Source organism: Mariprofundus sp. NF (assembly GCF_013387455.1).
Taxonomy (GTDB): Bacteria; Pseudomonadota; Zetaproteobacteria; order Mariprofundales; family Mariprofundaceae; genus Mariprofundus.
Map to the genome: position 1 here is coordinate 105,028 of NZ_VWNC01000004.1, position 22,564 is coordinate 127,591.

Consider the following 22,564-nt stretch of genomic DNA (forward strand, 5'->3'; position numbering starts at 1 on the left):
TTTGAAAAGATTTACCCCTACGCTTCCTCCCCCTTTGAGAAAAATTATGGAGAATGGTTTCACGTGAAACATCCGCAAGACATTGATGTAATAGTTATTGGTGCCGGACATGCTGGTTGTGAGGCGGCATGGGCTGCTGCCAGTCGGGGTGCGCGCGTGCGTCTGATTACACAGAATCTGGATACCATTGCCAAGATGTCCTGTAATCCGGCCATTGGTGGTATCGGCAAAGGGCACCTTGTTCATGAGGTTGATGCCCTTGGTGGCTTGATGGGGATGGCGGCTGATCGTTCTGCTCTGCAGTACCGCGTCTTAAATCGACGCAAGGGGCCAGCGGTACAGGCGACACGAGCCCAGTGTGATCGGCGCATTTACCATATGGTAATCAGAGCGATGCTGGACTCTCATCCGCGTGTAAGCCTGCATCAGGGCACAGTTTCAGAGCTTCTATTCGAAGGTGATTCTGTAGTCGGCGCGGTAGACGAGTTAGGTGTGCAGCACATGGCCCGGGCTGTTGTGCTGACAACGGGAACCTTTCTATCAGGATTAATCCACGTGGGCGAGAAGAGTATGCCTGCAGGTCGTGCGGGCGATGCGGCAGTGCATGGCCTGACTGACGAGCTCTACCGTAGAGACTTTAAGCTGGGGCGTTTGAAGACCGGCACGCCACCACGCCTTGATAAGAAAACAATTGATTGGGCTTCATTGGATTTACAGTCTGGCGAAACAGATGTTCAGCCCTTTTCGGCGCTGCATGAGCAGGTGACTCAGGATCAGATACCATGTGCCATCACCCGAACAACAGAAAAGTCGCATGAGATTATTCGTGAAAACATGAGTCGGTCACCGATGTTTTCAGGAAAGATTGAAGGGACAGGGCCACGCTACTGTCCAAGTATTGAAGATAAGGTGGTCCGCTTTGCAGATAAAACAAGCCATCAGATCTTTCTTGAACCTGAAGGAAAGGATCACAACGAGGTCTATCCAAACGGCATATCCACCTCACTACCCATTGATGTACAGTGGGCTTTTATTCATTCTATTCCCGGCCTGGAGCAGGCTGTCATCATTCGTCCGGGTTACGCGATTGAATATGACTATGTCGATCCAACTGAGCTAAAACCCTCTTTTGAGAGCAAGAAAGTGGCGGGTCTGTTCCATGCTGGCCAGATTAATGGCACAACAGGTTATGAGGAGGCTGCAGCCCAGGGCCTGTTGGCTGGCATTAATGCTGCAGCAAGGTCGATTGATGTAGAGTTCTGGGTTCCGGACAGATCCGAAGCTTACCTTGGTGTTATGGCTGATGATCTGGTTACCAAAGGCGTGACCGAACCTTATCGTATGTTTACCTCCAGAGCAGAGTTTCGCCTGCAACTTCGGGAAGATAATGCTGACATGCGATTGGGTGATTGGGCGATTCGGCTTGGCCTCTACGATGAAGCGCGTTCTCACCGTTTTATTACAAGAAGGGAGCGGGTAACGGTTGGACTGGCTGAATCGCGTGAGATGGTTGTTGGCACAGGCGCAGCATGGCGAGATCGCTTGGTGGCATTAAATCTTCCCATGCCATCGCAATCAATGAGTCTCGCCTCCTACTGTCATAGATCTGATGTGCAGCCCGCTGAGGCATTGAAGTTATTGTCTCTCTATCCTGAGTTTAGTGTCAGAGACTTGAAGAGTCTGACTGCGCTCGTGCACTACGAGGGTTATCTCGATAAGCAGCAGCTTGAGGTTGACCGTTTCAAGCAGATGGAGGGCTTTAGGATTCCAGAGGGATTTGATTACGCTTCTGTTAAGGGGTTAAGTATCGAGTGTTGTCAGCGTTTGATCACGGCACAGCCAGCAACGATTGGACAGGCATCGCGCCTGTCAGGCATCACGCCTGCAGCGATTACATCTCTGATGCTCTATCTGAGGGTGAAGCATGAGTTGTGATCTCTATGTTCAGGAGGTGATGAAGTTTCGTCGGGCGTTGAATCTCACCTCAATATCAGATCCACAGCTGTTTCATGAGCGTTTTATTGCGCCTTCGCTGGCGCTTGCCAGGTGGATGCCCGATGAGGGGCGCATGCTTGATGTCGGTAGTGGCATGGGGGTTCCCGGTATTCCACTGTTGATTGCAAAGCCAGGGTTGGTTGGGGTTTTAGTGGAGAGAAGGAAGAAGAGGGCTGAGTTTTTGCGCCATATTGTTCGCAAGTTGAAGTTGAATGCAGAGGTATATGATGCCGATGTGAATGATCTCCCATCCCTGCATGTCGACCTGTGTGTTGCCAGGGCAGTAACAGATGAGGCGATGCTACTGCGTATGTGTACGCCTCATGCCAATGTTAATGCGTTGGCTGTGCTTCCTGTACCGCTTGCACATAAACCGCAAGCTTCAGAGGGATGGAGGCTGAGCGGTGAACATGATCTAAATATCTCGAATGAAGAAGGGGATGGCATCCAGCGAGTCCGGTGTTATCGTTATTGCGACGATTCAGAGGGAGGTTTCACGTGAAACATCAGGGATTCGGCCCGGTCACTGCAGTGGCCAATCAGAAAGGCGGTGTGGGTAAAACAACAACCAGCATTAATCTGGCAGCCTCTTTGGCAGCGCTTGATCTGCGAGTTCTATTGATTGATCTGGATCCTCAAGGGAATTCGACATCAGGGCTGGGCGTGGACCAGCAGCATGTAGAGTCAGGCACCTATGATGTCTTGCTGGGCGACAGCTCGATTGCCGATGCTGTGGTGAAAACAGAGTGTGAAAACCTCTATCTTCTGCCCGCAACGATGGATCTTGCCGGTGCCGAGATTGAATTGGTTAATGAGCAGGGGCGTGAGCAGCGCATGAAAAATGCCTTTGCAGCGTATCAGGGTGAAGCTTTTGACCACATCTTTATCGATTGCCCGCCGGCTTTGAGTATTTTAACGGTCAATGCACTTACGGCTGCTGACTACATTATGGTGACATTGCAAACTGAGTTTTATGCCATGGAGGGTTTAACTCAGCTAATGGACACGATCCGGCGCATTCGCCAAGGCTTGAATCCAGGCCTGAACATGGAGGGCATCCTGCTTACCATGGTGGACCGCCGAAATAACCTTTCTACTCAGGTGGAGCAGGATGTTCGTGCCTACTTCGGCGCGCAAGTCTATGAGAGCGTTGTGCCCCGCAATGTACGGCTATCTGAAGCGCCAAGTTTTGGGGTGCCAGTGATGTATCATGATCTGAAGTCCAAGGGTGCACAGGCGTATCTTGATGTGGCGCAGGAACTGTTGCATCGCAGGTCAATCTGATCATTAAATAGCTACCGGTATTACTTTGGGAGAAGCGTTATGGCTACATTGAAAAACAGAGGATTAGGGCGGGGTTTAAGTGCACTATTGGCAGACACGCCTACACCGGAAGTGATGCGGCAGGCTTCTCAAGTACCTATCTCCAAGATAAAACCGAACTCCTACCAGCCGAGAACCCACTTTGCCCATGATGAGCTGGATTCTTTGACAGAGTCCATCCGTCGTGAGGGTGTGCTCATGCCTATCCTTCTGCGACCGCAGGGTGATGGATATGAGTTGATTGCCGGAGAGCGCCGCTGGCGAGCCTCTCAGGCAGCGGGCTTGCAAGAGATTCCGGCTGTGATTCGTGATGTAGATGATATGCAGGCACTGGAGCTTGCCATTATTGAAAATGAGCAGCGTGATGATTTGACAGCGATTGAGTCAGCCAGGGCTTATCGTCGTATGATCGATGAGTTTGGTTGTACGCAACAGCAGGTGGCGGAAAAGATTGGTGTTTCTCGTGTTCAGGTTAGTAATCTGATTCGCCTGCTTCAGCTCTCTCCGATAATCAAAGAGATGATTGAAAAACGGCAGCTTAGCATGGGCCAGGCGCGACCGCTTGTGGGCTTGCCGACACATGTCGCCGAGTCACTTGCACGTCAATGTATTAGTAAGGTCTGGAGTGCCAGGCAGATGGAGCAGGAGGCCAAGCGTGCGGCAAAAAACCCGGTTGATAAAACAAAACCTGAGCCGGATGCCGATGTGGTTGCGCTGCAGGATGAGTTAACGCGAAAGTTGGGGCTCCCTGTTGAGATTGTCTGCAGGAAAGGCGGTTCCGGTGAGTTAAAGATTGCATATACCCGCCCGGTGGAGCTCGATGGCGTATTGAGAAAGCTGCGCTATTAAGATGAAATGTTATTATAAATCAATAGGTTATGTGGGGTTCGTGTTGTGAGAGTGGGTGCTTCTGTATGTCGGGCTGTAAATTGGCATGCCCAATCCGGCGGTGTTCAGTGGGTAGAGCAGCGTCTTCTCCCACATCGTTTTGAGCAGGTGGTAAGTCTCAATCCTGAGGATGTCGCGGTTGCTATTGAGTCGATGCAGGTGCGTGGTGCACCTACGATTGGGGCGACGGCAGCTTATGGTTTAGCGCTGGCGTGGAAAGAAGATCGGGATCGTTTCTTTGATTTCTGGCTGCCCCGGTTTCGTGCCACGCGGCCAACAGCAGTTAATCTGTTTCATGCTTGTGATGCGATGCAGCGTTGCGGTGAGGGTGACCCATCATCGGCTGAGATGATTGAGGCTGCAGAGGCTTATGCGGATGCTGAGGTGTCGGCTAATCGTGCCATAGGGGCATGCCTTGCCGAGTCTCTTGCTGTTGGTCAGAGGCGTATTCTAACCCACTGTAATGCAGGCTGGTTGGCTGCAGTCGATTGGGGAACAGCAACCTCGGGCATCTATCATCTGGCACATGCAGGCGAGAAGCCGTTTGTCTGGGTGGATGAAACAAGACCACGCCTGCAGGGGGCGCGCTTAACCGCCTGGGAGCTGAACCAGGAGGGTATTGATTGCCGTATTCAGGCTGATGGTGCATCTGCCTGGATGATGGCTCAGGGCAAGGTGGATGCCATTGTCGTAGGCGCTGACCGCATTGCTGCCAACGGCGATGTGGCCAATAAAATTGGTACCTATGCACTATCCCTGGCTGCCAGAGAACATGGCGTGCCGATGTATGTGGCTGCCCCCTCTTCTACATTTGATCCCGCTTGTCCCAGTGGCTCTGATATTCCCATTGAAGAGCGGGACGATGGTGAGGTTCTGGAGATGGACGGCCTGGATCAGGATGGCCTCTTTCGCCATATTCGCATCGCCGCGGCAGGTGTTAGCGCCAATAATCCGGCCTTTGATGTGACGCCCTTTGCTAATATCACGGCGATTGTTAATGAATCCGGGGTGTGGAAACCTTAAGGAAGCAGCTGTTTTTGGCAGGAGCCAATAAATCAGTGGCTTCATAAGGTTGTATTCGGCACCTGCTTTGCTTAACTACAGGTATGGCGAATATTTACCGATTTGTAATTTTGATGTTTGGCATGCTTGCGTTTGCTGGTGGTCTTTATGCAGATACGGGCAAAATCGTAAGCAGTATCAATATTGATGGGTTGAAGCGAACAGAAGAGGCGACGGTTCTACGGGAGTTGCCATTTTATATTGGCTCTGTCTGGCAGGATGAGTTCGCTAGCATTTCAGAGCGAAGAGTGCGAAATCTCGGCATATTCAGTGAAGTGGTGGTTTTGCCACCGGACGAGTCAGGGCAGGTTAATCTGCGCGTGAAAGAGCGCTGGACGCTATGGGTGCTTCCTCAGGCATCACGCAAGGATAACGGCGCATCATCTGCATCCGTTGTGGTGGATGAACATAATCTCTGGGGACTGAATCACCATATCCGTCTGGCCTACAAGCGGGATACCGGAAAAAACTTCTCCACCTTAAAAGGCACCTCATATGAGACTTCATACAACTGGCGCAGGATTGCCGATTCGAAGCTGAGCATGGTCATGAGTGGTACATGGGGACGCTCGCTGTTCGATGCCTATAACAACGGCATTCATGCCGCCCAGTATCTGCAGCGAGCCAAAAGTGGCAGCGTACTATTTAATTATGCTCTGGATGAGGTACCTGAAGAGGGGTGGAATGTAGCGTTTGGTTTCTCCGGCTCTAATGCCTCATACCGGTTTCTCTCTGGGACACCGCAGGTTGATCTGGTTGGTAATCGTATTCGTGCCCTGCTGGCCGGGGTGAGCTTCAGAGCGATAGATGATCAGATCACCTGGCTCTCCGGCAGGGCTTTTGACTACGCTGTCTCAGCTGCCCACAGGGGACTCGGTTCAACAGTGAACAGCTACAGCCATGTTGCCTCAATACGGGATTATTATGCCTTTTCAGGAGAGAACACGTTCAACATTCGTCTCAATGGCGCCCTGATGAGTGGTGATGTGCAGCGCAGTGGCATCTTTGATATCGGTAACCGCAACGGATTGCGTGGCTATTATCCGGGAGAGCTGCAGGGAACTCACTATCTCTATGGCACCTTTGAGGGGCGCTTTCCGATCCGGGAGGGCTCAAACTTCCAGCTCGTAGCCTTTACTGATATGGGCAAGATCGGCGGCAGGGTAGGGACTTCGGTTACCCGTGGCTTGGCAGTGGGTGCCGGAGGCGGCTTCCGTTGGACCATGCGCTGGCTGGCCAAAGGTACGTTGCGGGGCGATATGGCCTATGGTGTTGCCACCAAGCGCTGGCGCTTTTACCTGGGCACCGGGCAGGCCTTCTGATGAGAAACGTACAAAAACAGCTCTGAATCCATTACTGTTCATCTCTTGATGGGGGAAATGTGAAAAAGACAGCTATTTATCCCGGTACCTTTGATCCGATCACACTCGGCCATGTTGATGTGGTTAAACGTGGACTGAAGACGTTTGATCGCGTTGTGATCGGTGTTGCAGACAATCCCGGAAAAGGGCCCATGTTTGATGTTGAAACACGTTTAAGCATGGTTCGCGAGACATTTAAGGATGAGCCGAATGTAGAGGCGGTTTGCTTTTCAGGCCTGCTGGTTGATCTCGCCCATGCTCATCAGGCGGCCGCGATTCTGCGAGGTTTGCGCGCTGCATCCGATTTCGAGTATGAGTTCCAGATGGCAACCATGAATCGCAGGCTTGATGAGCGCATTGAAACCGTGTTTGTCATGGCTCGCGAGGACTACACCTTTGTCTCATCCCGTTTTATCCGGGAGATCTCCAGCATGGGAGGCGATGTCTCCGAGTTGGTTCCCCCTGTAGTTATCCCATATCTGGCTGCTAAGTAAAACATCACGTAGCGTTTTAAGATTCGGTCACGCGCTTGTCGCAAAGTGCAGTTGTTTACCTAATATTTTATAGATAAACAGCAGCGAATTGAGCTCTTGTTCTCTCTTAAAAAGAAGCGCTATCTGACGGAATAAACAACTCTTTTCAAATAGTGCTTGAGTTCAGAATTTTGATCGTTATGATGCGCCACCCTTGCCGGCATAGCTCAGATGGTAGAGCAGCTGATTTGTAATCAGCAGGCCACGGGTTCGATTCCTGTTGCCGGCTCCAGTTTAACCGTATTTTTGTTGCGCTCATTGACAGTGCGCGGCAAAGGTGCATAATCGCGCGCCCTTTTGGGTTGGCCTGCTTGCGGGACAAGGGCGTGACATGGAGAGATTCCCGAGTGGCTAAAGGGGGCAGACTGTAAATCTGCTGGCTCAGCCTACGTTGGTTCGAATCCAGCTCTCTCCACCAGTTTCTGAAGAGGTTCCCCTGAGCTTCTTCGGGTGTGCGGGCGTGGTACAATGGTAGCACCTCAGCCTTCCAAGCTGATGACGCGGGTTCGATTCCCGCCGCCCGCTCCATTTGTCTTTAATAGGACAATGGATCTGGCCCAGGTAGCTCAGGGGTAGAGCACATCCTTGGTAAGGATGAGGTCGCGAGTTCAATTCTCGCTCTGGGCTCCAGTTTAGATGGTTATCTGCTTGCAGGTCTCCATCGTAGTTTAAAAACATGTATGGAGAATAACTATGGCAAAGGAAAAGTTTGAGCGTAATAAACCGCATGTAAACATTGGTACCATTGGTCACGTCGACCATGGCAAGACCACGTTGACCGCTGCAATCACGAAGGTTCTGTCTCTGACAGGCGGCGCTGTGTTCAAGGACTACGGCGACATTGATGGTGCTCCGGAAGAGCGCGAGCGCGGTATTACTATTGCAACTGCACACGTTGAGTATGAGACAGAAGCACGTCACTACGCACACGTTGACTGCCCGGGCCATGCTGACTATGTGAAAAACATGATCACTGGTGCTGCTCAGATGGATGGCGGTATTCTGGTTGTTTCCGCAGCTGATGGCCCAATGCCACAGACTCGTGAGCATGTACTGCTTGCCCGTCAGGTAAACGTACCTCACCTGGTAGTCTACCTGAACAAGGCAGACCAGGTTGATGACGAAGAGCTGCTTGAACTTGTAGAGATGGAAGTTCGTGAGCTTCTCGACTCTTACGATTTCCCGGGTGACGATACGCCAATCATCATCGGTTCTGCACTGAAGGCACTGGAAGGCGATGCATCTGATATCGGCGCTCCATCTATCCTGCGTCTGATGGCTGCAGTAGATGAGTTCATTCCTACCCCTGCACGTGATGTAGACAAGCCATTCCTGATGCCTGTTGAGGATGTATTCTCAATCTCAGGTCGTGGTACAGTTGCTACCGGTCGTATTGAGGCTGGTATCATCAAAGTTGGTGAAGAGATCGAGATCGTTGGTATTAAAGACACCGTTAAGACTACCTGTACCGGTGTTGAGATGTTCCGCAAGCTGCTGGATAGTGGTGAAGCTGGCGACAACGTAGGTCTTCTTCTTCGTGGTACCAAGCGTGAAGACATCGAGCGTGGTCAGGTTCTGGCTAAGCCGGGTTCAATCACACCACACACCACATTCAAAGCTGAAGCATATATCCTGAATAAAGAAGAGGGCGGTCGTCACACCCCATTCTTTAACGGTTACCGTCCACAGTTCTACTTCCGTACAACTGACGTAACCGGTTCAGTTACCCTCCCGGAGGGAACTGAGATGGTGATGCCTGGCGATAACATCTCTATGGATGTTGAACTAATTACCCCAATCGCAATGGATAAAGAGCTTCGTTTCGCTATCCGCGAAGGTGGTCGTACGGTCGGCGCTGGCGTCGTAACTGACATTACTAAGTAAAACCTAAAAGATGTGCAGCGGCGGTAGACTTGTGCTACCGCCGCTTTGCCGTCACTGGAGATTAAGAAATGCGTGATTTATTGGCTTTGGCGTGTGAAGAGTGTAAACGCAAGAACTACACCACCGACAAGAACAAGCGTACCACGACAGATAAGCTGGTGCTGAACAAGTACTGCAATTCATGTCGTAAGCATACGCCACACAAGGAAACAAAGATTAAGTAACACCTAGGCGAGTAGCTCAATTGGTAGAGTACCGGTCTCCAAAACCGGGTGCTGTGGGTTCGAGTCCCTCCTCGCCTGCCAGTGTGATTTGTGTGGATAGTATAATAGGAGCTTAAGTATGAGTCGTGTCGTAGAGATGCAGAAATTCATGAATGAAGTGAAGGTCGAAGCCAAAAAGGTAACGTGGCCGGATCGTAAAGAGACAATGCAGTCTACGCTGCTGGTGTTTGTTATGGTCATCTTTATTGCTCTGTTTCTGTGGCTGGTCGACTGGGGCTTGAGCTCACTCGTTAAGCAGGTGATCTAATGGCGATGCGTTGGTATGTGGTTCAGGTCTACTCCAATTATGAAGATAAAGTGGAGGGGATGCTGAGGGAAAATGCGGAGCGAGCGGGCCTTTCCGAGAAGTTCGGTCAGATTCTTGTTCCCCGTGAGGAAGTGGTTGAGCTGAAAGAGGGTCAGAAGGTGACATCTCAGCGCAAATTCTTCCCGGGTTATATCCTCGTTGAGATGGAGTTGAACGACGATACCTGGCATGTGGTAAAAGATACCCGTCAGGTGAGTGGTTTCCTTGGTTCTGCAAACAAGCCGATGCCTATGCCACAGCGCGAAGTTGATGCACTGATTCAGCAGATTGAAGAGGGCATTGAACGTCCTAAGCCTAAGGTTATGTTTGATATTGGTGATGCGGTTCGCGTTATTGATGGTCCGTTTGCCTCCTTTAACGGTGTTGTTGAAGAGGTGATGGAGGATAAGGCGAAGCTGAAAGTGAGCGTCTCTATCTTCGGTCGTCCGACTCCGGTTGAGTTGGAGTACATTCAGGTTGAGAAAGGATAGGGCCGAAGGCTCTAATCTTTTTGTAACAAGCCCTTTCACAGGATGTGAGAGTTTACCGCAAAGCAGCGGGAGCATAAGTCACGGATAGTGACATGCGAATAAAGGCGGAAGGCAAGAGGCCCGAAACCGGTTGGAGATATAAATGGCAAAGAAACTTGATAAAATTGTGAAGCTGCAGGTTCCTGCAGGTTCCGCAAACCCATCCCCACCAGTTGGTCCGGCTCTCGGTCAGGCTGGTGTGAACATCATGGAGTTCTGTAAAGCGTTTAACGCCAGAACCCAGGAGATGGAGAAGGGCTTGACCCTTCCTGTTGTGATCAGCGTTTACGCGGATCGCTCATTCGATTTCGTTATCAAAACCCCACCTGCATCTGTACTGCTTCTCAAAGCAGCCAAGATTGCTAAAGGCAGTGGTGAGCCTAACAAGAAAAAAGTCGGCACTGTGACCAGCGCTCAGCTTCGTGAGATCGCTGAAGTCAAAATGCCAGACCTTAACTGCTACGATGTTGAAGCTGGCGCGAAGATCATAGAGGGCACTGCTGTCTCTATGGGTCTGGAAGTTAAGGGTTAAGGGGGCGTAAGATGGCAAAAGTAACCAAACGTATGAAAGCAAGCCTTGCGGCCGTTCCGGCACAGGCTGTTAATGTAAAAGATGCACTTGACGCAATCAAAGCGCAGCCAGCTACCAAGTTCGATGAGTCTGTTGATGTGGCGATCAAACTGGGTGTTGACCCGCGTCATGCCGACCAGATGGTTCGTGGTTCAATCGCACTGCCAAACGGTACCGGTAAAACTGTTCGTGTTGCCGTATTTGCTAAAGGGCCTAAGGCTGATGAAGCAACTGCAGCCGGTGCTGATATTGTTGGCGCTGATGATCTGGTTGAGAAGGTTCTCGGTGGTTTTATGGAGTTCGACCGCGTTGTCGCCACACCGGACATGATGGCACAGGTTGGTAAGCTGGGTCGTGTGCTCGGTCCCCGTGGCCTGATGCCCAATCCTAAGCTGGGCACCGTAACTATGGATGTCACCAAAGCTGTTGGCGCAATCAAATCCGGTCAGATTGAAGTGCGTGTCGATAAGGGTGGTGTGATTCATGCACCTGTTGGTCGTCGCTCTTTTGATGCAGCCAAACTCAATGAAAATGTTCAAGCGCTGCTGGCTGAGCTGAATCGCCTGCGTCCTTCATCTTCAAAAGGCCGCTACATGCTGAAGATGAGTATCTCTTCAACCATGGGCGCTGCAGTACGCGTGGATGAAACCACACTTTAAGAATTAAGCGCGCCGGCACATGGAGTGCCGGTGCATTAAGTTTGCCGACTCAGGTTGGCGTGCCGCAAGGCAGAAGAATCGACTCAACTGATGCAGATGTTTGCTGAGGTGACGTCGAAAATAACGATCCGTCCTAGACTGCTGGAGCCAGACTCAAGATGAGCGCGGCTTAATTGGGGAGACCCTTCCAACAATAGATGGGGTGCAAGCTCACTTGCGCGGGTCGAAAAGCAAGGGGGTAAATGTGATTAAACAAGACAAACAACGCATTGTCGAAGAACTTCACGCTGCCTGGTCCGAATCTACAGCTGGTGTAGTGACTCACTACCGCGGCCTGACTGTTTCCCAAATGGGAGATCTTCGCCGTGATCTGCATAATGCAGATGTGTCTCTACAGGTTGTAAAAAACACTCTGGCGCGTCGCGCGGCAGAGGGTACGGGCTTTAAAGCAGCTGAAGAATTGTTCACAGGCCCAGTAGCAATCGCTTTTGGTAAAGATCCGGTAGCCATGGCAAAAGCCATCTCCGACTTCGCCAAAAAGAACGATAAGCTTCTGGTTCAAGGTGGCGTACTCGACGGCAAGTTGATGGATGCTGCAGGTGTTAAAGCACTGGCAAGCCTTCCATCTCGCGAAGTTCTGCTCTCCAAAATGCTCGGCAGCATGCAGGCGCCAATCAGCGGATTCGTCCGTACATTGGCTGAAGTACCTGCATCGTTCGTACGCACTTTGGCAGCCATTCGCGATCAGAAAGAAGCAGCATAAACATTTATCACTTAATTTTTTTAACTATAGCACAAGGAGCTAACTAAAATGGCAATCACAAAAGATGAACTAATCTCAGCAATCGAAACTATGACCGTTCTGGAACTGTCTGAGCTGGTAACAGCACTGGAAGACAAATTCGGCGTATCTGCAGCTGCACCTGTTGCAGTAGCAGCTGGCCCGGCCGCTGGTGGCGAAGCCGCAGCAGCTGAAGAGCAGACCGAGTTCAACGTTGTACTGCAGTCTGCAGGCGAGAAGAAAATCCAGGTAATCAAGGCAGTTCGCGAAGCAACTGGTCTGGGCCTGAAAGAAGCTAAAGCACTGGTAGACAGCGCACCTGGCAACGTTAAAGAAGGCGTTTCTAAGGACGAAGCTACAGAGTTGAAAGCTAAGCTGGAAGAAGCGGGCGCAACTGTAGATCTTAAGTAAGCTACTGTTGTTTCACGTTTCAACGTAAACGTATCAGGTTAATCCCCGGTGGCGGAAGCTACCGGGGCTTGGCCTTTTTCGCATTTAAGAGTTTTGGAAAATCTGTACGTCGTTCGAGGTAACCATGGCTAAGCAAGCATCATTGAAACGCATTCGTAAAAATTTCGGTAGTATCAAGTCTCCTATCAGCATGCCAAACATGTTGAATCTGCAGACCGAGTCCTATCATGAATTTGTCGGTTATGGCGAAGCTGTGAATGACTCCAGACTGGCGACAGTTTTCCAGTCTGTATTCCCGGTTCGTGATTATGCCGGTAATGCTGAGCTGGGTTTTGAAGGGCTCGAGTATAGCCCTCCCCGCTACGATCTTGACGAGTGTCGTCGTCGTGATTTGACCTATGCCCTGCCGGTTAAGGTCAAGCTGCGCCTGAAGATCTTTGACAATGAGGGTGAGAAGCGCGGTAAGCGCAAGGTTCGCGAAGTACGCGACCAGTCCGTATACATGGGTGAAATCCCCCGCATGACCGAGCATGGCTCGTTCATCATCAATGGTACCGAGCGTGCCATCGTTTCCCAGATGCACCGTTCTCCGGGTGTATTCTTTGATCATGATCGCGGTAAAACACATGCTTCAGGTAAATTCCTGTTTAAAGCACGTGTGATTCCTTACCGTGGCTCATGGCTCGATTTTGAATTTGATGCAAAAGATAAGGTGAATTTCCGTATCGATCTGCGTCGCAAAATGCCTGTTGGCATCCTGCTTAAGGCGATCGGCCTCTCCACACAGGATATCCTGGATCGTTTTTATCAGCGTCGCACCTACCGCTTCAGTAAAGATGGTGTGCAGGTTAAATTTGTACCTGAACTGTTTGAAGGCACACGTGCGGTTACCGCCATCAAGGTTGGTAATAAGCGCATTGTTGCTGAAGGCAAGAAGTTCACCAAGGTGGCTATTAAGCGCCTGACCGAAGCTGAAATCGACTGGATTGATGTGCCGCTTGAGAGTGTGGTCGGTGAGGCTGCAGCTGAACCTATCCTGATCGCCGGTGGCGAGATTCTGATTGATCACAATCAGGAGCTGACTGAAGACTCTATCTCTGAGCTGCAGGCAGCAGGCATCAAAGAGTTCGACTGTCTGCTGATTGACACCTCGGTTCGTGGCCCCTGGTTGGCTGATACCCTGCGTCTGGATATGGTTCAGTCGCGTGAAGAGGCGCGTGTTGAGATCTACCGCATGATGCGCCCTGGTGAGCCGCCAACAGTTGAAACTGCAAAAGCGCTGTTTGAATCACTGTTTTATGATCCATCCCGTTATGACCTCTCCCGTGTTGGCCGTATGAAACTCAACAGCCGTCTGGGTATTGATAACGATGCTGTTCCTCTGGATCAGGGCACACTGCGTGATGAAGATATCCTGCTAGCCCTTGATACACTGCTCTCACTGCGTGATGGCATCGGTGAAGTGGATGATATCGATCATCTCGGTAACCGTCGTCTGCGCTCTGTAGGCGAGCTGCTGGAGAACCAGATTCGTGTTGGACTGGTACGCATGGAGCGTGCTGTTCGTGAGCGTCTGAGCTCTGGCGATCTGACTGAGATGATGCCTTCTGATGTTGTTAATGCCAAACCGTTGATCGCATCGGTGAAAGAGTTCTTCGGTTCATCCCAGCTTTCACAGTTTATGGATCAGACCAACCCTCTTTCAGAAGTGACGCATAAACGTCGCCTCTCGGCCCTCGGCCCTGGTGGTCTTTCTCGTGAACGTGCCGGATTTGAAGTTCGAGATGTACATCCAACCCATTACGGTCGTCTCTGTCCTATTGAGACGCCTGAAGGTCCAAACATCGGTCTGATCAACTCACTGGCTACCTATGCCAAGGTAAACGATTTCGGTTTCCTTGAATCGCCATACCGTAGGGTTGTTGATGGACAGGTAACCGACGTAGTTGATTACCTCTCTGCAATTGATGAGGCCACCCCGGTTATTGCCCAGGCCAATGCAAAAGTGGATGAGAATGGTCGCTTTGTGAATGATCTGATCCAGTGTCGTCAGGGTGGTGAGTTCATCATGGCTGACTCGGCTGGCATCAACTATATGGATGTCTCACCATCACAGGTGGTTTCTGTTTGTGCAGGCCTGATTCCATTCCTTGAGCACGATGATGCGAACCGCGCATTGATGGGTTCAAACATGCAGCGTCAGGCTGTGCCTCTGCTGCGTAGCGAGAAGCCGCTGGTAGGTACCGGCATGGAAGCGCCACTGGCACGTGACTCGGGTGTATCTCAGGTTGCCCGTCGTGGTGGTGTTGTTGAGCGCGTTGATGGCGAACGAATTGTAGTGAAGGTGTATGACGACGAGCAGGTTGAAGGTGAACCCGGCGTAGATATCTATCGCCTGTTCAAGTATCGCCGCTCCAATCAGAACACCTGCTTTAACCAGCGTCCGCTGGTTAAGAGTGGCGAACTTGTTGCCAAGGGCGACATCATCGCAGATGGTCCATCCACGGATCTGGGCGAGTTGGCACTGGGCCGCAATGCACTGGTAGCACTGATGCCATGGCGTGGATACAACTTCGAGGATGCGATTGTGATCTCCGAGAAGCTGGTAAAAGAGGATGTTTATACCTCGATCCACATTGAAGAGTTTGAAGCGGTTGCCCGTGATACCAAACTCGGTGCTGAAGAGATCACCCGCGATATTCCGAATGTCGGTGAAGAGGCACTGCGTCATCTTGATGATTGCGGTATCGCTTATATCGGCGCGGAAGTAAAACAGGGCGATATCCTTGTTGGTAAGATCACACCGAAGGGTGAAACCCAGCTCTCTCCTGAAGAGAAATTGCTGCGTGCGATCTTCGGTGAGAAAGCATCCGATGTTCGTGATACCTCCATGCGCGTTAAACCCGGTGATGAGGGCGTTGTTGTTGACGTTCAGGTCTTCACCCGTCGTGGCGACGAGAAAGATGATCGTGCCAAGGTAATTGAAGAGAGCTCTATTGAGCAGCTCTATGCTGATAAGGAAGATGAGCGCCGTATTCTTGAGGGCAATGCAGTAAGTCGTCTTGGCGACCTTCTGATTGGCCAGAGTGCTGCCAAGTTCAAGGGACTTAAAGCAGGCACAGAGATCAAGGCTGAACATATTGAAGCGCTGAATCTACGTGATCTCACCGGTGTCTCTGTTGCTGATGACACTGTCAATGAACGTGTTGCCGAGATTCTTGAGTCGATGGACAAAGAGCGCGGCAGACTTGAGTCACGCTTTGAAGAGAAAGTGGCCAAGGTTCGTGAAGGCTCTGAGCTGAAACCTGGTGTGATTAAGGTTGTGAAAGTGTTTGTGGCTGTGAAGCGCAAGCTGCAGCCGGGTGACAAGATGGCGGGTCGTCATGGTAACAAGGGTGTTATTTCGGTCATCGTTCCGGAAGAGGATATGCCATATACCGAAGATGGCACACCTGTTGATATCTGTCTGAACCCGCTGGGCGTACCTTCACGAATGAATATCGGTCAGATTTTCGAGATTCATATGGGCTGGGCTGGCAGTGAGCTTGGTAAGAAGATTGACGGCATGCTCAAAGACAAAATGCCAACTGAAGAGCTGCGCGCATTCCTGCTGGAGTGCTACCTCGAAGATGAGCAGGCATGCAGCGATATCAAGGGCATGGATGAAGAGTCACTGCTTGAGTTGGCACATAATCTGCGTGGCGGCATTCCTATCGCTACTCCGGTGTTCGATGGTGCGAAAGAGCATCATGTTCAGCGTATGCTGAAACTTGCCGACAAGCCTGAATCGGGTCAGACCATGCTCTATGATGGTCGTACCGGCGAGCCGTTTGATCGTCCGATTACTATCGGCATGATGTATATCCTTAAGCTGCATCATCTGGTGGATGAGAAGATTCATGCTCGTTCAACCGGTCCATACTCGCTTGTTACGCAGCAGCCGCTGGGTGGTAAGGCGCAGTTCGGTGGCCAGCGTTTCGGTGAGATGGAAGTTTGGGCACTGGAAGCATACGGCGCGGCTTACACGCTGCAGGAGATGCTGACTGTGAAGTCGGATGATGTGCAGGGCCGTACGAAGATGTACGAGTCGATTGTACGCGGTGATATGTCGTTTGACGCAGGTATTCCTGAGTCCTTTAACGTTATGACCAAAGAATTGAATGCTCTGGGTATTGACCTTGCCATGGTCAAACGTCCAGCCGTGAACGAAGGAGAATAAGTTATGCAAGAACTTCTCAAGATGTTCCAGAAACCTTCAAGCATCGAGGAATTCGATGGCCTGAAGGTTGGTCTGGCCAGTCCCGAAAAAATTCGTTCATGGTCTTATGGCGAAGTGAAGAAGCCGGAGACAATCAACTATCGTACCTTTAAACCTGAGCGCGATGGTCTTTTCTGTGCCAAAATTTTTGGCCCGATCAAGGATTACGAGTGCCTGTGCGGCAAATACAAGCGCCTCAAGCATCGTGGTGTTGTTTGTGAAAAGTGTTCGGTAGAAGTGATTCAGTCCAAGGTTCGTCGTGAGCGTATGGGTCATATTGATCTGGCTGCGCCTGTGGCACATATCTGGTTCCTCAAGAGCCTGCCATCACGTATCGGTCTGCTGCTGGATAAAACACTCAAAGAGCTGGAGCGCGTACTCTATTTCGAGTCTTATATCGTTCTCGATCCGGGTCTGACCTCTCTGGAGCAGTTCCAGATTCTCACCGAAGAGGAGTATATCGAAGCCTTTGAAGAGTACGGCGAAGAGTTCCGTGCTGCCATGGGTGCAGAAGCGTTGCGCGAGATGCTTAAGAACATCGATCTGGATGAGGAGCGCCAGTCCCTGCGTGCTCAGATTCTGGCAACCAAGGCTGTCACCAAGCTGACCAAGCTGACCAAGCGTCTCTCTACTGTTGAAGCGATGCTCGGTTCCGGTAACCGTCCTGAGTGGATGGTTCTGGAAGTGATCCCGGTTCTGCCACCTGAAATTCGTCCGCTGGTACCACTGGATGGTGGTCGTTTTGCGACCTCCGATCTGAATGATCTCTACCGTCGTGTGATCAACCGTAACAACCGTCTCAAACGTCTGCTGGAGCTCAATGCGCCTGAAATCATTACCCGTAATGAGAAGCGTATGCTGCAGGAGTCTGTTGATGCACTGTTTGATAATGATCGTCGCTCCAAGCCGATTACCGGTAACAACCGTCGTCCGCTTAAATCACTCTCTGATGTGATTAAGGGTAAGCAGGGTCGTTTCCGTCAGAACCTGCTCGGTAAACGTGTGGATTACTCCGGTCGTTCGGTGATCGTGGTGGGTCCTGAACTTAAACTGCATCAGTGTGGTCTACCTAAGAAGATGGCGCTTGAGCTGTTCAAGCCGTTTATCTACAACAAGCTTGAGCTGCGCGGTCTGGCCAATACCATTAAAGCTGCCAAGAAGCTGGTTGAGCAGGGCATCCCGGAAGTGTGGGATATTCTGGCTGAAGTCATTCATCAGCATCCGGTTATGCTTAACCGTGCACCAACCCTGCACCGTCTTGGCATCCAGGCATTTGAGCCGATTCTGATTGAAGGTAAAGCGATTCAGCTGCACCCGCTGGTTTGTACCGCATTCAACGCCGACTTCGATGGCGATCAGATGGCTGTACATGTGCCGCTCTCTATTGAGGCGCAGACAGAGTGTCGTGCTCTGATGATGTCGACCAACAATATCCTCTCACCAGCTACCGGTAGCCCGGTTGTTGTACCTACACAGGATATGGTTCTGGGCATCTACTACCTGACGCGTGAGCGTCCATTCGGTAAAGGCGAAGATATGGTCTTCTCCTCTTCCGATGAGGTAGAACGTGCAATGGATGCTGGTGCTGTTGATCTGCACAGCCGTATTGTCTGCCGTGTTCGCGGAAAACGTGAGCACACCACCGTGGGTCGTGCCATCCTCTCTACAATCCTGCCTGATGAGCTGCCATTCTCTGCAGTGAATCGTGAGCTGACCAAGAAAGATGTGGGCACCCTGATTGAGCAGTGCTACCGCTTCGCCGGTAACAAGGCGACCGTACTTCTGGCCGATCGCCTGAAGGTTCTCGGTTATGCTTACGCAACCAAGTCCGGTGCCTCCTTTGCCCTGTGTGATGTGGTGGTTCCTGAGAGTAAATATGTGACCGTGGCTGCAGCTGAAGCTGAAGTGGCCAAGGTGCAGAAGCAGTATGCTGATGGTCTGATTACCGCTGGTGAGCGCTACAATAAGGTGGTCGATCTCTGGACACATACCACTGAAAAAGTTGCCCGCGCCATGATGGACAACCTCTCTACTGATCTTCTGACCAGTGCTGATGGTACCAAGCAGGAAGAGGCGAAGAGCTTTAACCCTGTCTATATGATGGCCGACTCCGGCGCGCGTGGTTCTGCTCAGCAGATTCGTCAGCTGGCCGGTATGCGTGGTCTGATGGCCAAACCGGATGGTTCGATTATCGAAACACCGATTACTGCAAACTTCCGTGAAGGCCTGACCATTCTGCAGTACTTCATCTCTACCCATGGTGCACGTAAGGGTCTGGCCGATACCGCACTTAAAACTGCGAACTCCGGTTACCTTACCCGTCGTCTGGTTGATGTGGCCCAGGATGCGGTTGTTCGCATTCAGGACTGTGGCACCGATGGTGGCGTATCCCTGACCGCGCTTGTTGAGGGTGGTGAAGTAATTGAGCCGCTGTATGAGCGTATTCTCGGGCGTGTGCTGCTTGAGTCTGCACTTGATCCGATCTCCGGCGTTGAGATTGCACCTGCCGGTGCGATGGTCAATGAGGAGCTGGCTGACAAGATTGATGATGCCGGTGTTGAGAATGTTCGTATCCGTTCGGTACTGACCTGTGAAGCTGAAGATGGCGTATGTGCCAACTGTTACGGCCGCGATCTGGCCCACGGTACGCCGGTCTCAATCGGTGAAGCTGTTGGTGTGATTGCTGCACAGTCGATCGGTGAGCCGGGTACCCAGCTGACCATGCGTACCTTCCATGTTGGTGGTACTGCATCACGTTCTGCTGAGCAGGCGCACGTTGAAGCGAAATTCGGCGGCACTGTGAAACTTGAAGCTGCGATTACCGTAACCGATAGCGTGGGCTCCGAGATTGTTATTAACCGTCATACTGAAACTGTGATTGTTGATGGTAAGGGTAAAGAGATGGAGCGTCATCGTATCCCATACGGTGCACATCTGCTGATTAAAGATGGCGATGCAACCAAGGCTGGCGTTAAGCTGGCTGAGTGGGACCCATACACCATGCCTCTGATTGCCGAGACCGACGGTAAGATTCGTTTCGTCGATCTGGAAGAGGGTATCACCATGCGTGAGCAGTCTGATGAGGTAACAGGGCTCTCAAGCCGTGTTGTAACTCAGCAGGCTGATACCCGTAAAGATGCACTGCGTCCGCAGATTCATCTGGTGGATCCAAAAGATCCGGAAGGCGATCCGATTGTGCTGGAGCGTACCAATACACCGGCCCGTTACTTCCTCTCACCTGGCGCAATCCTCAACGTTGAAAACGAGACGGAGCTGAAAGCAGGTGAAGTTCTTGCACGTATTCCTCGTGAAGCAGGCAAGACCAAGGATATTACCGGTGGTCTGCCACGCGTTGTCGAGCTGTTCGAAGCACGTAAACCGAAGAACCTGGCATTCATTGCCGGCGCTGACGGTGTGATCTCCTTTGGTAAGGATATCCGCGGTAAACGTCGTGTGTATGTTGAGCCGACTGATGGTTCTGATCATCTGGAATACCAGATTCCTAAGGGTTCTCAGATCCTTGTTCAGGAAGGCGACCGCGTACGTCGTGGTGAACGTCTGATGGAAGGTTCTCCTGCACCACAGGACATCCTTAAGGTTCTCGGTGTTGAAGCACTCTCCGGTTACCTGACTGATGAGATTCAGGAGGTTTACCGTCTGCAGGGCGTGAAGATCAACGATAAGCATATCGAAGTGATTGCTCGTCAGATGATGCGTAAGGTTCAGATCAATGATCCGGGTCAGTCAACTTATGTGGCAGGCGAGCAGCCTGTACGTAAACATGTTCTGCAGACCAACCGTAAACTGGTTGCTGCGGGCAAGGCTCCGGCTACTTTTGAACCGATCCTGCTGGGTATCACCAAGTCCTCCCTGAATACCGATTCGTTTATCTCTGCGGCATCGTTCCAGGAGACCACGCGTGTGATCACTGAGGCTGCGCTTGCAGGTAAAGTGGATTGGCTGCTGGGTCTGAAAGAGAACGTGATTCTCGGTCGTCTGCTACCAGCGGGTACAGGTCTTGCAACACGCAATGCACCAAAACCTGCAGTGGATGAGATTGAGGTGGCTGAAGAGATCGTTGAGAAGGCTCCGGCAGCGGATATTCTCGAAGAGCTCGGTCAGGTTATTGATGATCGTCCTGCTGATGCAGCAGAGGGTGAGGCGGCATAAGCCTGTTACTCAGAAAATCGGAAAAGGGCGCCTCTGGCGCCCTTTTTTTTGCCATAATTCAAAACTATCAGACAGAACTAAACATATCGTTCAGGGCTAAAAAGGTTAACGCGGTGGGGCAGAGAGCGCTCTTAGCGATCACTAAATAAAGTGCAGGGCTGATTTAGCGATAGTTTCAAGTATGAACAACTGGAATAGAGATGAGAATCAAAGACAGTTCTGTTGAGTTATACAGCAGACATAAGTCGTCGCGCAGGATGGGAAGAGAGCAATCCTGGCCGTTAGCTGTGGATGAGCCCCATGAAGGTGACCATGATCAGCTCGATATCTCTGTAGAGGCACGACAGGTTCAGCATGAGACAGCAGAGCAACTGCCACTGTTTGCCAATGAGAGTGCTTTTCTGGCACTGGATCGCGGTAGCAATGGCCGTGTCAGCGGTCGAACTGCGCAGTGCAGCTCCACTGTCTATCTGAACAGTTCAGACCCGCACGGTTTAATTGAACAGATCGATCTGCTCAGCTGATCGGTATTGATTGCAGTCTTACCATTAAAAGAGCAACTGCTCTGTATCACCCGGATGCCACAGAGCGTGGCGAGTCATCACAGAACTGAACAGGTCACTATCCAACCAGTGCTTTAACCAGGCCTGCAGATGAGGATAGGGACGAGAGACAAACCGTTCTGGTTCTACGGAAGCAAACTGGCGGATGAAGGGGAATATAGCGATATCAGCCATCGAGGCCTGTTCGGCGCAGAGATTGCTCTGTCCCGCCAGAGACTGCTCCAACTCAGCGAGGAACAGTTTGGCCTGCTCTCTGTGAAAAGCAGCATCTGTTTGCGGTTGAAAGCGTTGCGGATATTTATAACGATCAAGATGGAATTTGAAGTAGCTGTCGTTGCGATCTATCAGCCTTTCAGCAGATTCATTATCCAACCGGTCATGATGCTGTGCATTGGCCCAGCGCATAATATCCAGGCTTTCATCGAGCACCTCGCCATCCGGCAACAATAGAACCGGCACAGTGCCCTTGGGCGAAATCTCGAGCATCTCGGCCGGTTTCTCTTTGAGCAGGATCTCTCTGACAACACACTGGATACCGGCATGGGTCAGTGCCATACGGGCGCGCATGGCGTAGGGGCAACGACGGAAGCTGTAGAGGATCGGTAGCCGTTCAGGCCTCAATTCAGGCTGCCGGGCACGGCCAGTGAAAAGAGCGCAACCGGAGCATCAAACTGTTCACCATTTTCACACTGCATCAGGTAGCTGCCCTGCATGCAGCCAACCGGTGTCTCCAGAATACAGAAGCTGTTATAGAAATGTTCACGGCCTGGTTCAATCACCGGCTGTTCACCGATAACCCCTTCGCCGCGCACCTCTTCGATCTGGCCGCTGGCATCCATGATTTTCCAGTAGCGGGAGATCAGCTGTACCGGTTCATCCCCATTGTTAACAATACTGATGTAATAGATAAAGACGTAGCGATCCTGGGCAGGGTCGGAATGCTCGGCCGCATACTCAGTGCGAACTTCTACTTTAATGGGATGGTCAGTTATATTCACAGGCAGA

20 protein-coding genes and 5 tRNA genes are annotated in these 22,564 nt (G+C 51.3%); 23 read left to right on the forward strand and 2 right to left on the reverse strand.

What is annotated here, in order from left to right:
• Positions 1–63 precede the first annotated feature (63 nt).
• The 23 genes from mnmG (at position 64) to F3F96_RS07495 (ending at position 21,520) form a co-directional block, all read left to right on the forward strand.
• Positions 64–1,935, forward strand: a complete 1,872-nt coding sequence (gene mnmG / locus F3F96_RS07385) for a tRNA uridine-5-carboxymethylaminomethyl(34) synthesis enzyme MnmG (RefSeq protein WP_176962613.1) — start codon at positions 64–66, stop codon at positions 1,933–1,935.
• Entirely contained in the window at positions 1,925–2,497 is a 573-nt protein-coding gene (locus F3F96_RS07390) for a 16S rRNA (guanine(527)-N(7))-methyltransferase RsmG (RefSeq protein ID WP_176962614.1), read from the forward strand. The genes mnmG and F3F96_RS07390 overlap by 11 nt, the downstream gene beginning before the upstream one ends.
• The gene (locus F3F96_RS07395) at positions 2,494–3,279 is read left to right on the forward strand and encodes an AAA family ATPase (RefSeq protein WP_176962615.1); all 786 of its coding nucleotides are present in this window, start codon (positions 2,494–2,496) and stop codon (positions 3,277–3,279) included. Before F3F96_RS07390 ends, F3F96_RS07395 begins: the two co-directional genes overlap by 4 nt.
• A gap of 39 nt (positions 3,280–3,318) precedes the next feature.
• The gene (locus F3F96_RS07400) at positions 3,319–4,167 is read left to right on the forward strand and encodes a ParB/RepB/Spo0J family partition protein (RefSeq protein WP_176962616.1); all 849 of its coding nucleotides are present in this window, start codon (positions 3,319–3,321) and stop codon (positions 4,165–4,167) included.
• A gap of 51 nt (positions 4,168–4,218) precedes the next feature.
• Positions 4,219–5,229 carry an S-methyl-5-thioribose-1-phosphate isomerase gene (gene mtnA, locus F3F96_RS07405; protein ID WP_176962617.1) on the forward strand — a complete coding sequence of 337 codons (1,011 nt, stop codon included), beginning with the start codon at positions 4,219–4,221 and terminating at the stop codon, positions 5,227–5,229.
• A 122-nt stretch (positions 5,230–5,351) separates the two neighbouring features.
• The gene (locus F3F96_RS07410; protein ID WP_176962618.1) at positions 5,352–6,590 is read left to right on the forward strand and encodes a POTRA domain-containing protein; all 1,239 of its coding nucleotides are present in this window, start codon (positions 5,352–5,354) and stop codon (positions 6,588–6,590) included.
• A gap of 59 nt (positions 6,591–6,649) precedes the next feature.
• Positions 6,650–7,123, forward strand: a complete 474-nt coding sequence (gene coaD, locus F3F96_RS07415) for a pantetheine-phosphate adenylyltransferase (RefSeq protein ID WP_176962619.1) — start codon at positions 6,650–6,652, stop codon at positions 7,121–7,123.
• Positions 7,124–7,318: 195 nt separating this feature from the next.
• Positions 7,319–7,394 (forward strand) — tRNA-Thr (locus F3F96_RS07420).
• Positions 7,395–7,495: 101 nt separating this feature from the next.
• Positions 7,496–7,580: transfer RNA gene (locus tag F3F96_RS07425), tRNA-Tyr, on the forward strand.
• A 36-nt stretch (positions 7,581–7,616) separates the two neighbouring features.
• Positions 7,617–7,690 (forward strand) — tRNA-Gly (locus F3F96_RS07430).
• A 27-nt stretch (positions 7,691–7,717) separates the two neighbouring features.
• Positions 7,718–7,792: transfer RNA gene (locus tag F3F96_RS07435), tRNA-Thr, on the forward strand.
• Between the two features lie 63 nt (positions 7,793–7,855).
• A complete protein-coding gene (gene tuf / locus F3F96_RS07440; RefSeq protein ID WP_176962620.1) occupies positions 7,856–9,046 on the forward strand; it encodes an elongation factor Tu in 1,191 nt (396 codons plus the stop codon).
• Positions 9,047–9,114: 68 nt separating this feature from the next.
• Positions 9,115–9,270, forward strand: a complete 156-nt coding sequence (gene rpmG, locus F3F96_RS07445) for a 50S ribosomal protein L33 (RefSeq protein WP_176962621.1) — start codon at positions 9,115–9,117, stop codon at positions 9,268–9,270.
• A 5-nt stretch (positions 9,271–9,275) separates the two neighbouring features.
• Positions 9,276–9,351 (forward strand) — tRNA-Trp (locus F3F96_RS07450).
• A 37-nt stretch (positions 9,352–9,388) separates the two neighbouring features.
• Positions 9,389–9,577 (forward strand): preprotein translocase subunit SecE, encoded by a 189-nt coding sequence (gene secE / locus F3F96_RS07455; RefSeq protein ID WP_176962622.1) that lies wholly within the window; start codon positions 9,389–9,391, stop codon positions 9,575–9,577.
• Positions 9,577–10,107: a transcription termination/antitermination protein NusG gene (nusG, locus tag F3F96_RS07460; protein WP_176962623.1), complete on the forward strand. Its 531-nt coding sequence runs from the start codon at positions 9,577–9,579 to the stop codon at positions 10,105–10,107. Before secE ends, nusG begins: the two co-directional genes overlap by 1 nt.
• A gap of 142 nt (positions 10,108–10,249) precedes the next feature.
• Positions 10,250–10,678: a 50S ribosomal protein L11 gene (rplK, locus tag F3F96_RS07465; RefSeq protein ID WP_176962624.1), complete on the forward strand. Its 429-nt coding sequence runs from the start codon at positions 10,250–10,252 to the stop codon at positions 10,676–10,678.
• 11 nt (positions 10,679–10,689) lie between these two features.
• Positions 10,690–11,376 carry a 50S ribosomal protein L1 gene (gene rplA, locus F3F96_RS07470; protein ID WP_176962625.1) on the forward strand — a complete coding sequence of 229 codons (687 nt, stop codon included), beginning with the start codon at positions 10,690–10,692 and terminating at the stop codon, positions 11,374–11,376.
• Positions 11,377–11,620: 244 nt separating this feature from the next.
• On the forward strand, positions 11,621–12,139 hold the full coding sequence (rplJ, locus tag F3F96_RS07475; protein ID WP_176962626.1) for a 50S ribosomal protein L10: 519 nt from the start codon (positions 11,621–11,623) through the stop codon (positions 12,137–12,139).
• Between the two features lie 54 nt (positions 12,140–12,193).
• Positions 12,194–12,568 carry a 50S ribosomal protein L7/L12 gene (gene rplL / locus F3F96_RS07480; protein WP_176962749.1) on the forward strand — a complete coding sequence of 125 codons (375 nt, stop codon included), beginning with the start codon at positions 12,194–12,196 and terminating at the stop codon, positions 12,566–12,568.
• Positions 12,569–12,692: 124 nt separating this feature from the next.
• Positions 12,693–16,787 carry a DNA-directed RNA polymerase subunit beta gene (rpoB, locus tag F3F96_RS07485; protein WP_176962627.1) on the forward strand — a complete coding sequence of 1,365 codons (4,095 nt, stop codon included), beginning with the start codon at positions 12,693–12,695 and terminating at the stop codon, positions 16,785–16,787.
• 3 nt (positions 16,788–16,790) lie between these two features.
• Positions 16,791–20,996: a DNA-directed RNA polymerase subunit beta' gene (gene rpoC / locus F3F96_RS07490; RefSeq protein WP_176962628.1), complete on the forward strand. Its 4,206-nt coding sequence runs from the start codon at positions 16,791–16,793 to the stop codon at positions 20,994–20,996.
• Between the two features lie 200 nt (positions 20,997–21,196).
• A complete protein-coding gene (locus F3F96_RS07495) occupies positions 21,197–21,520 on the forward strand; it encodes a hypothetical protein (protein WP_176962629.1) in 324 nt (107 codons plus the stop codon).
• A gap of 24 nt (positions 21,521–21,544) precedes the next feature.
• Here the strand turns inward: F3F96_RS07495 and F3F96_RS07500 are convergent, their stop codons facing one another.
• Positions 21,545–22,180 carry a glutathione S-transferase gene (locus tag F3F96_RS07500; RefSeq protein ID WP_176962630.1) on the reverse strand — a complete coding sequence of 212 codons (636 nt, stop codon included), beginning with the start codon at positions 22,178–22,180 and terminating at the stop codon, positions 21,545–21,547.
• Positions 22,177–22,557, reverse strand: coding sequence for a Co2+/Mg2+ efflux protein ApaG (apaG, locus tag F3F96_RS07505; protein WP_176962631.1), 381 nt, complete (start codon positions 22,555–22,557; stop codon positions 22,177–22,179). The genes F3F96_RS07500 and apaG overlap by 4 nt, the downstream gene beginning before the upstream one ends.
• Between the last annotated feature and the right edge of the window lie 7 nt (positions 22,558–22,564).

Bases quoted from the DNA above. Each gene is read 5' to 3' on its own strand.
- F3F96_RS07390 (WP_176962614.1), top strand. From the start codon at position 1,925: ATGAGTTGTGATCTCTATGTTCAGGAGGTGATGAAGTTTCGTCGGGCG.
- F3F96_RS07400 (WP_176962616.1), top strand. From the start codon at position 3,319: ATGGCTACATTGAAAAACAGAGGATTAGGGCGGGGTTTAAGTGCACTA.
- F3F96_RS07410 (WP_176962618.1), top strand. From the start codon at position 5,352: ATGCTTGCGTTTGCTGGTGGTCTTTATGCAGATACGGGCAAAATCGTA.
- tuf (WP_176962620.1), top strand. From the start codon at position 7,856: ATGGCAAAGGAAAAGTTTGAGCGTAATAAACCGCATGTAAACATTGGT.
- rpmG (WP_176962621.1), top strand. From the start codon at position 9,115: ATGCGTGATTTATTGGCTTTGGCGTGTGAAGAGTGTAAACGCAAGAAC.
- secE (WP_176962622.1), top strand. From the start codon at position 9,389: ATGAGTCGTGTCGTAGAGATGCAGAAATTCATGAATGAAGTGAAGGTC.
- nusG (WP_176962623.1), top strand. From the start codon at position 9,577: ATGGCGATGCGTTGGTATGTGGTTCAGGTCTACTCCAATTATGAAGAT.
- rplK (WP_176962624.1), top strand. From the start codon at position 10,250: ATGGCAAAGAAACTTGATAAAATTGTGAAGCTGCAGGTTCCTGCAGGT.
- rplA (WP_176962625.1), top strand. From the start codon at position 10,690: ATGGCAAAAGTAACCAAACGTATGAAAGCAAGCCTTGCGGCCGTTCCG.
- rpoB (WP_176962627.1), top strand. From the start codon at position 12,693: ATGGCTAAGCAAGCATCATTGAAACGCATTCGTAAAAATTTCGGTAGT.
- rpoC (WP_176962628.1), top strand. From the start codon at position 16,791: ATGCAAGAACTTCTCAAGATGTTCCAGAAACCTTCAAGCATCGAGGAA.
- F3F96_RS07495 (WP_176962629.1), top strand. From the start codon at position 21,197: ATGAGAATCAAAGACAGTTCTGTTGAGTTATACAGCAGACATAAGTCG.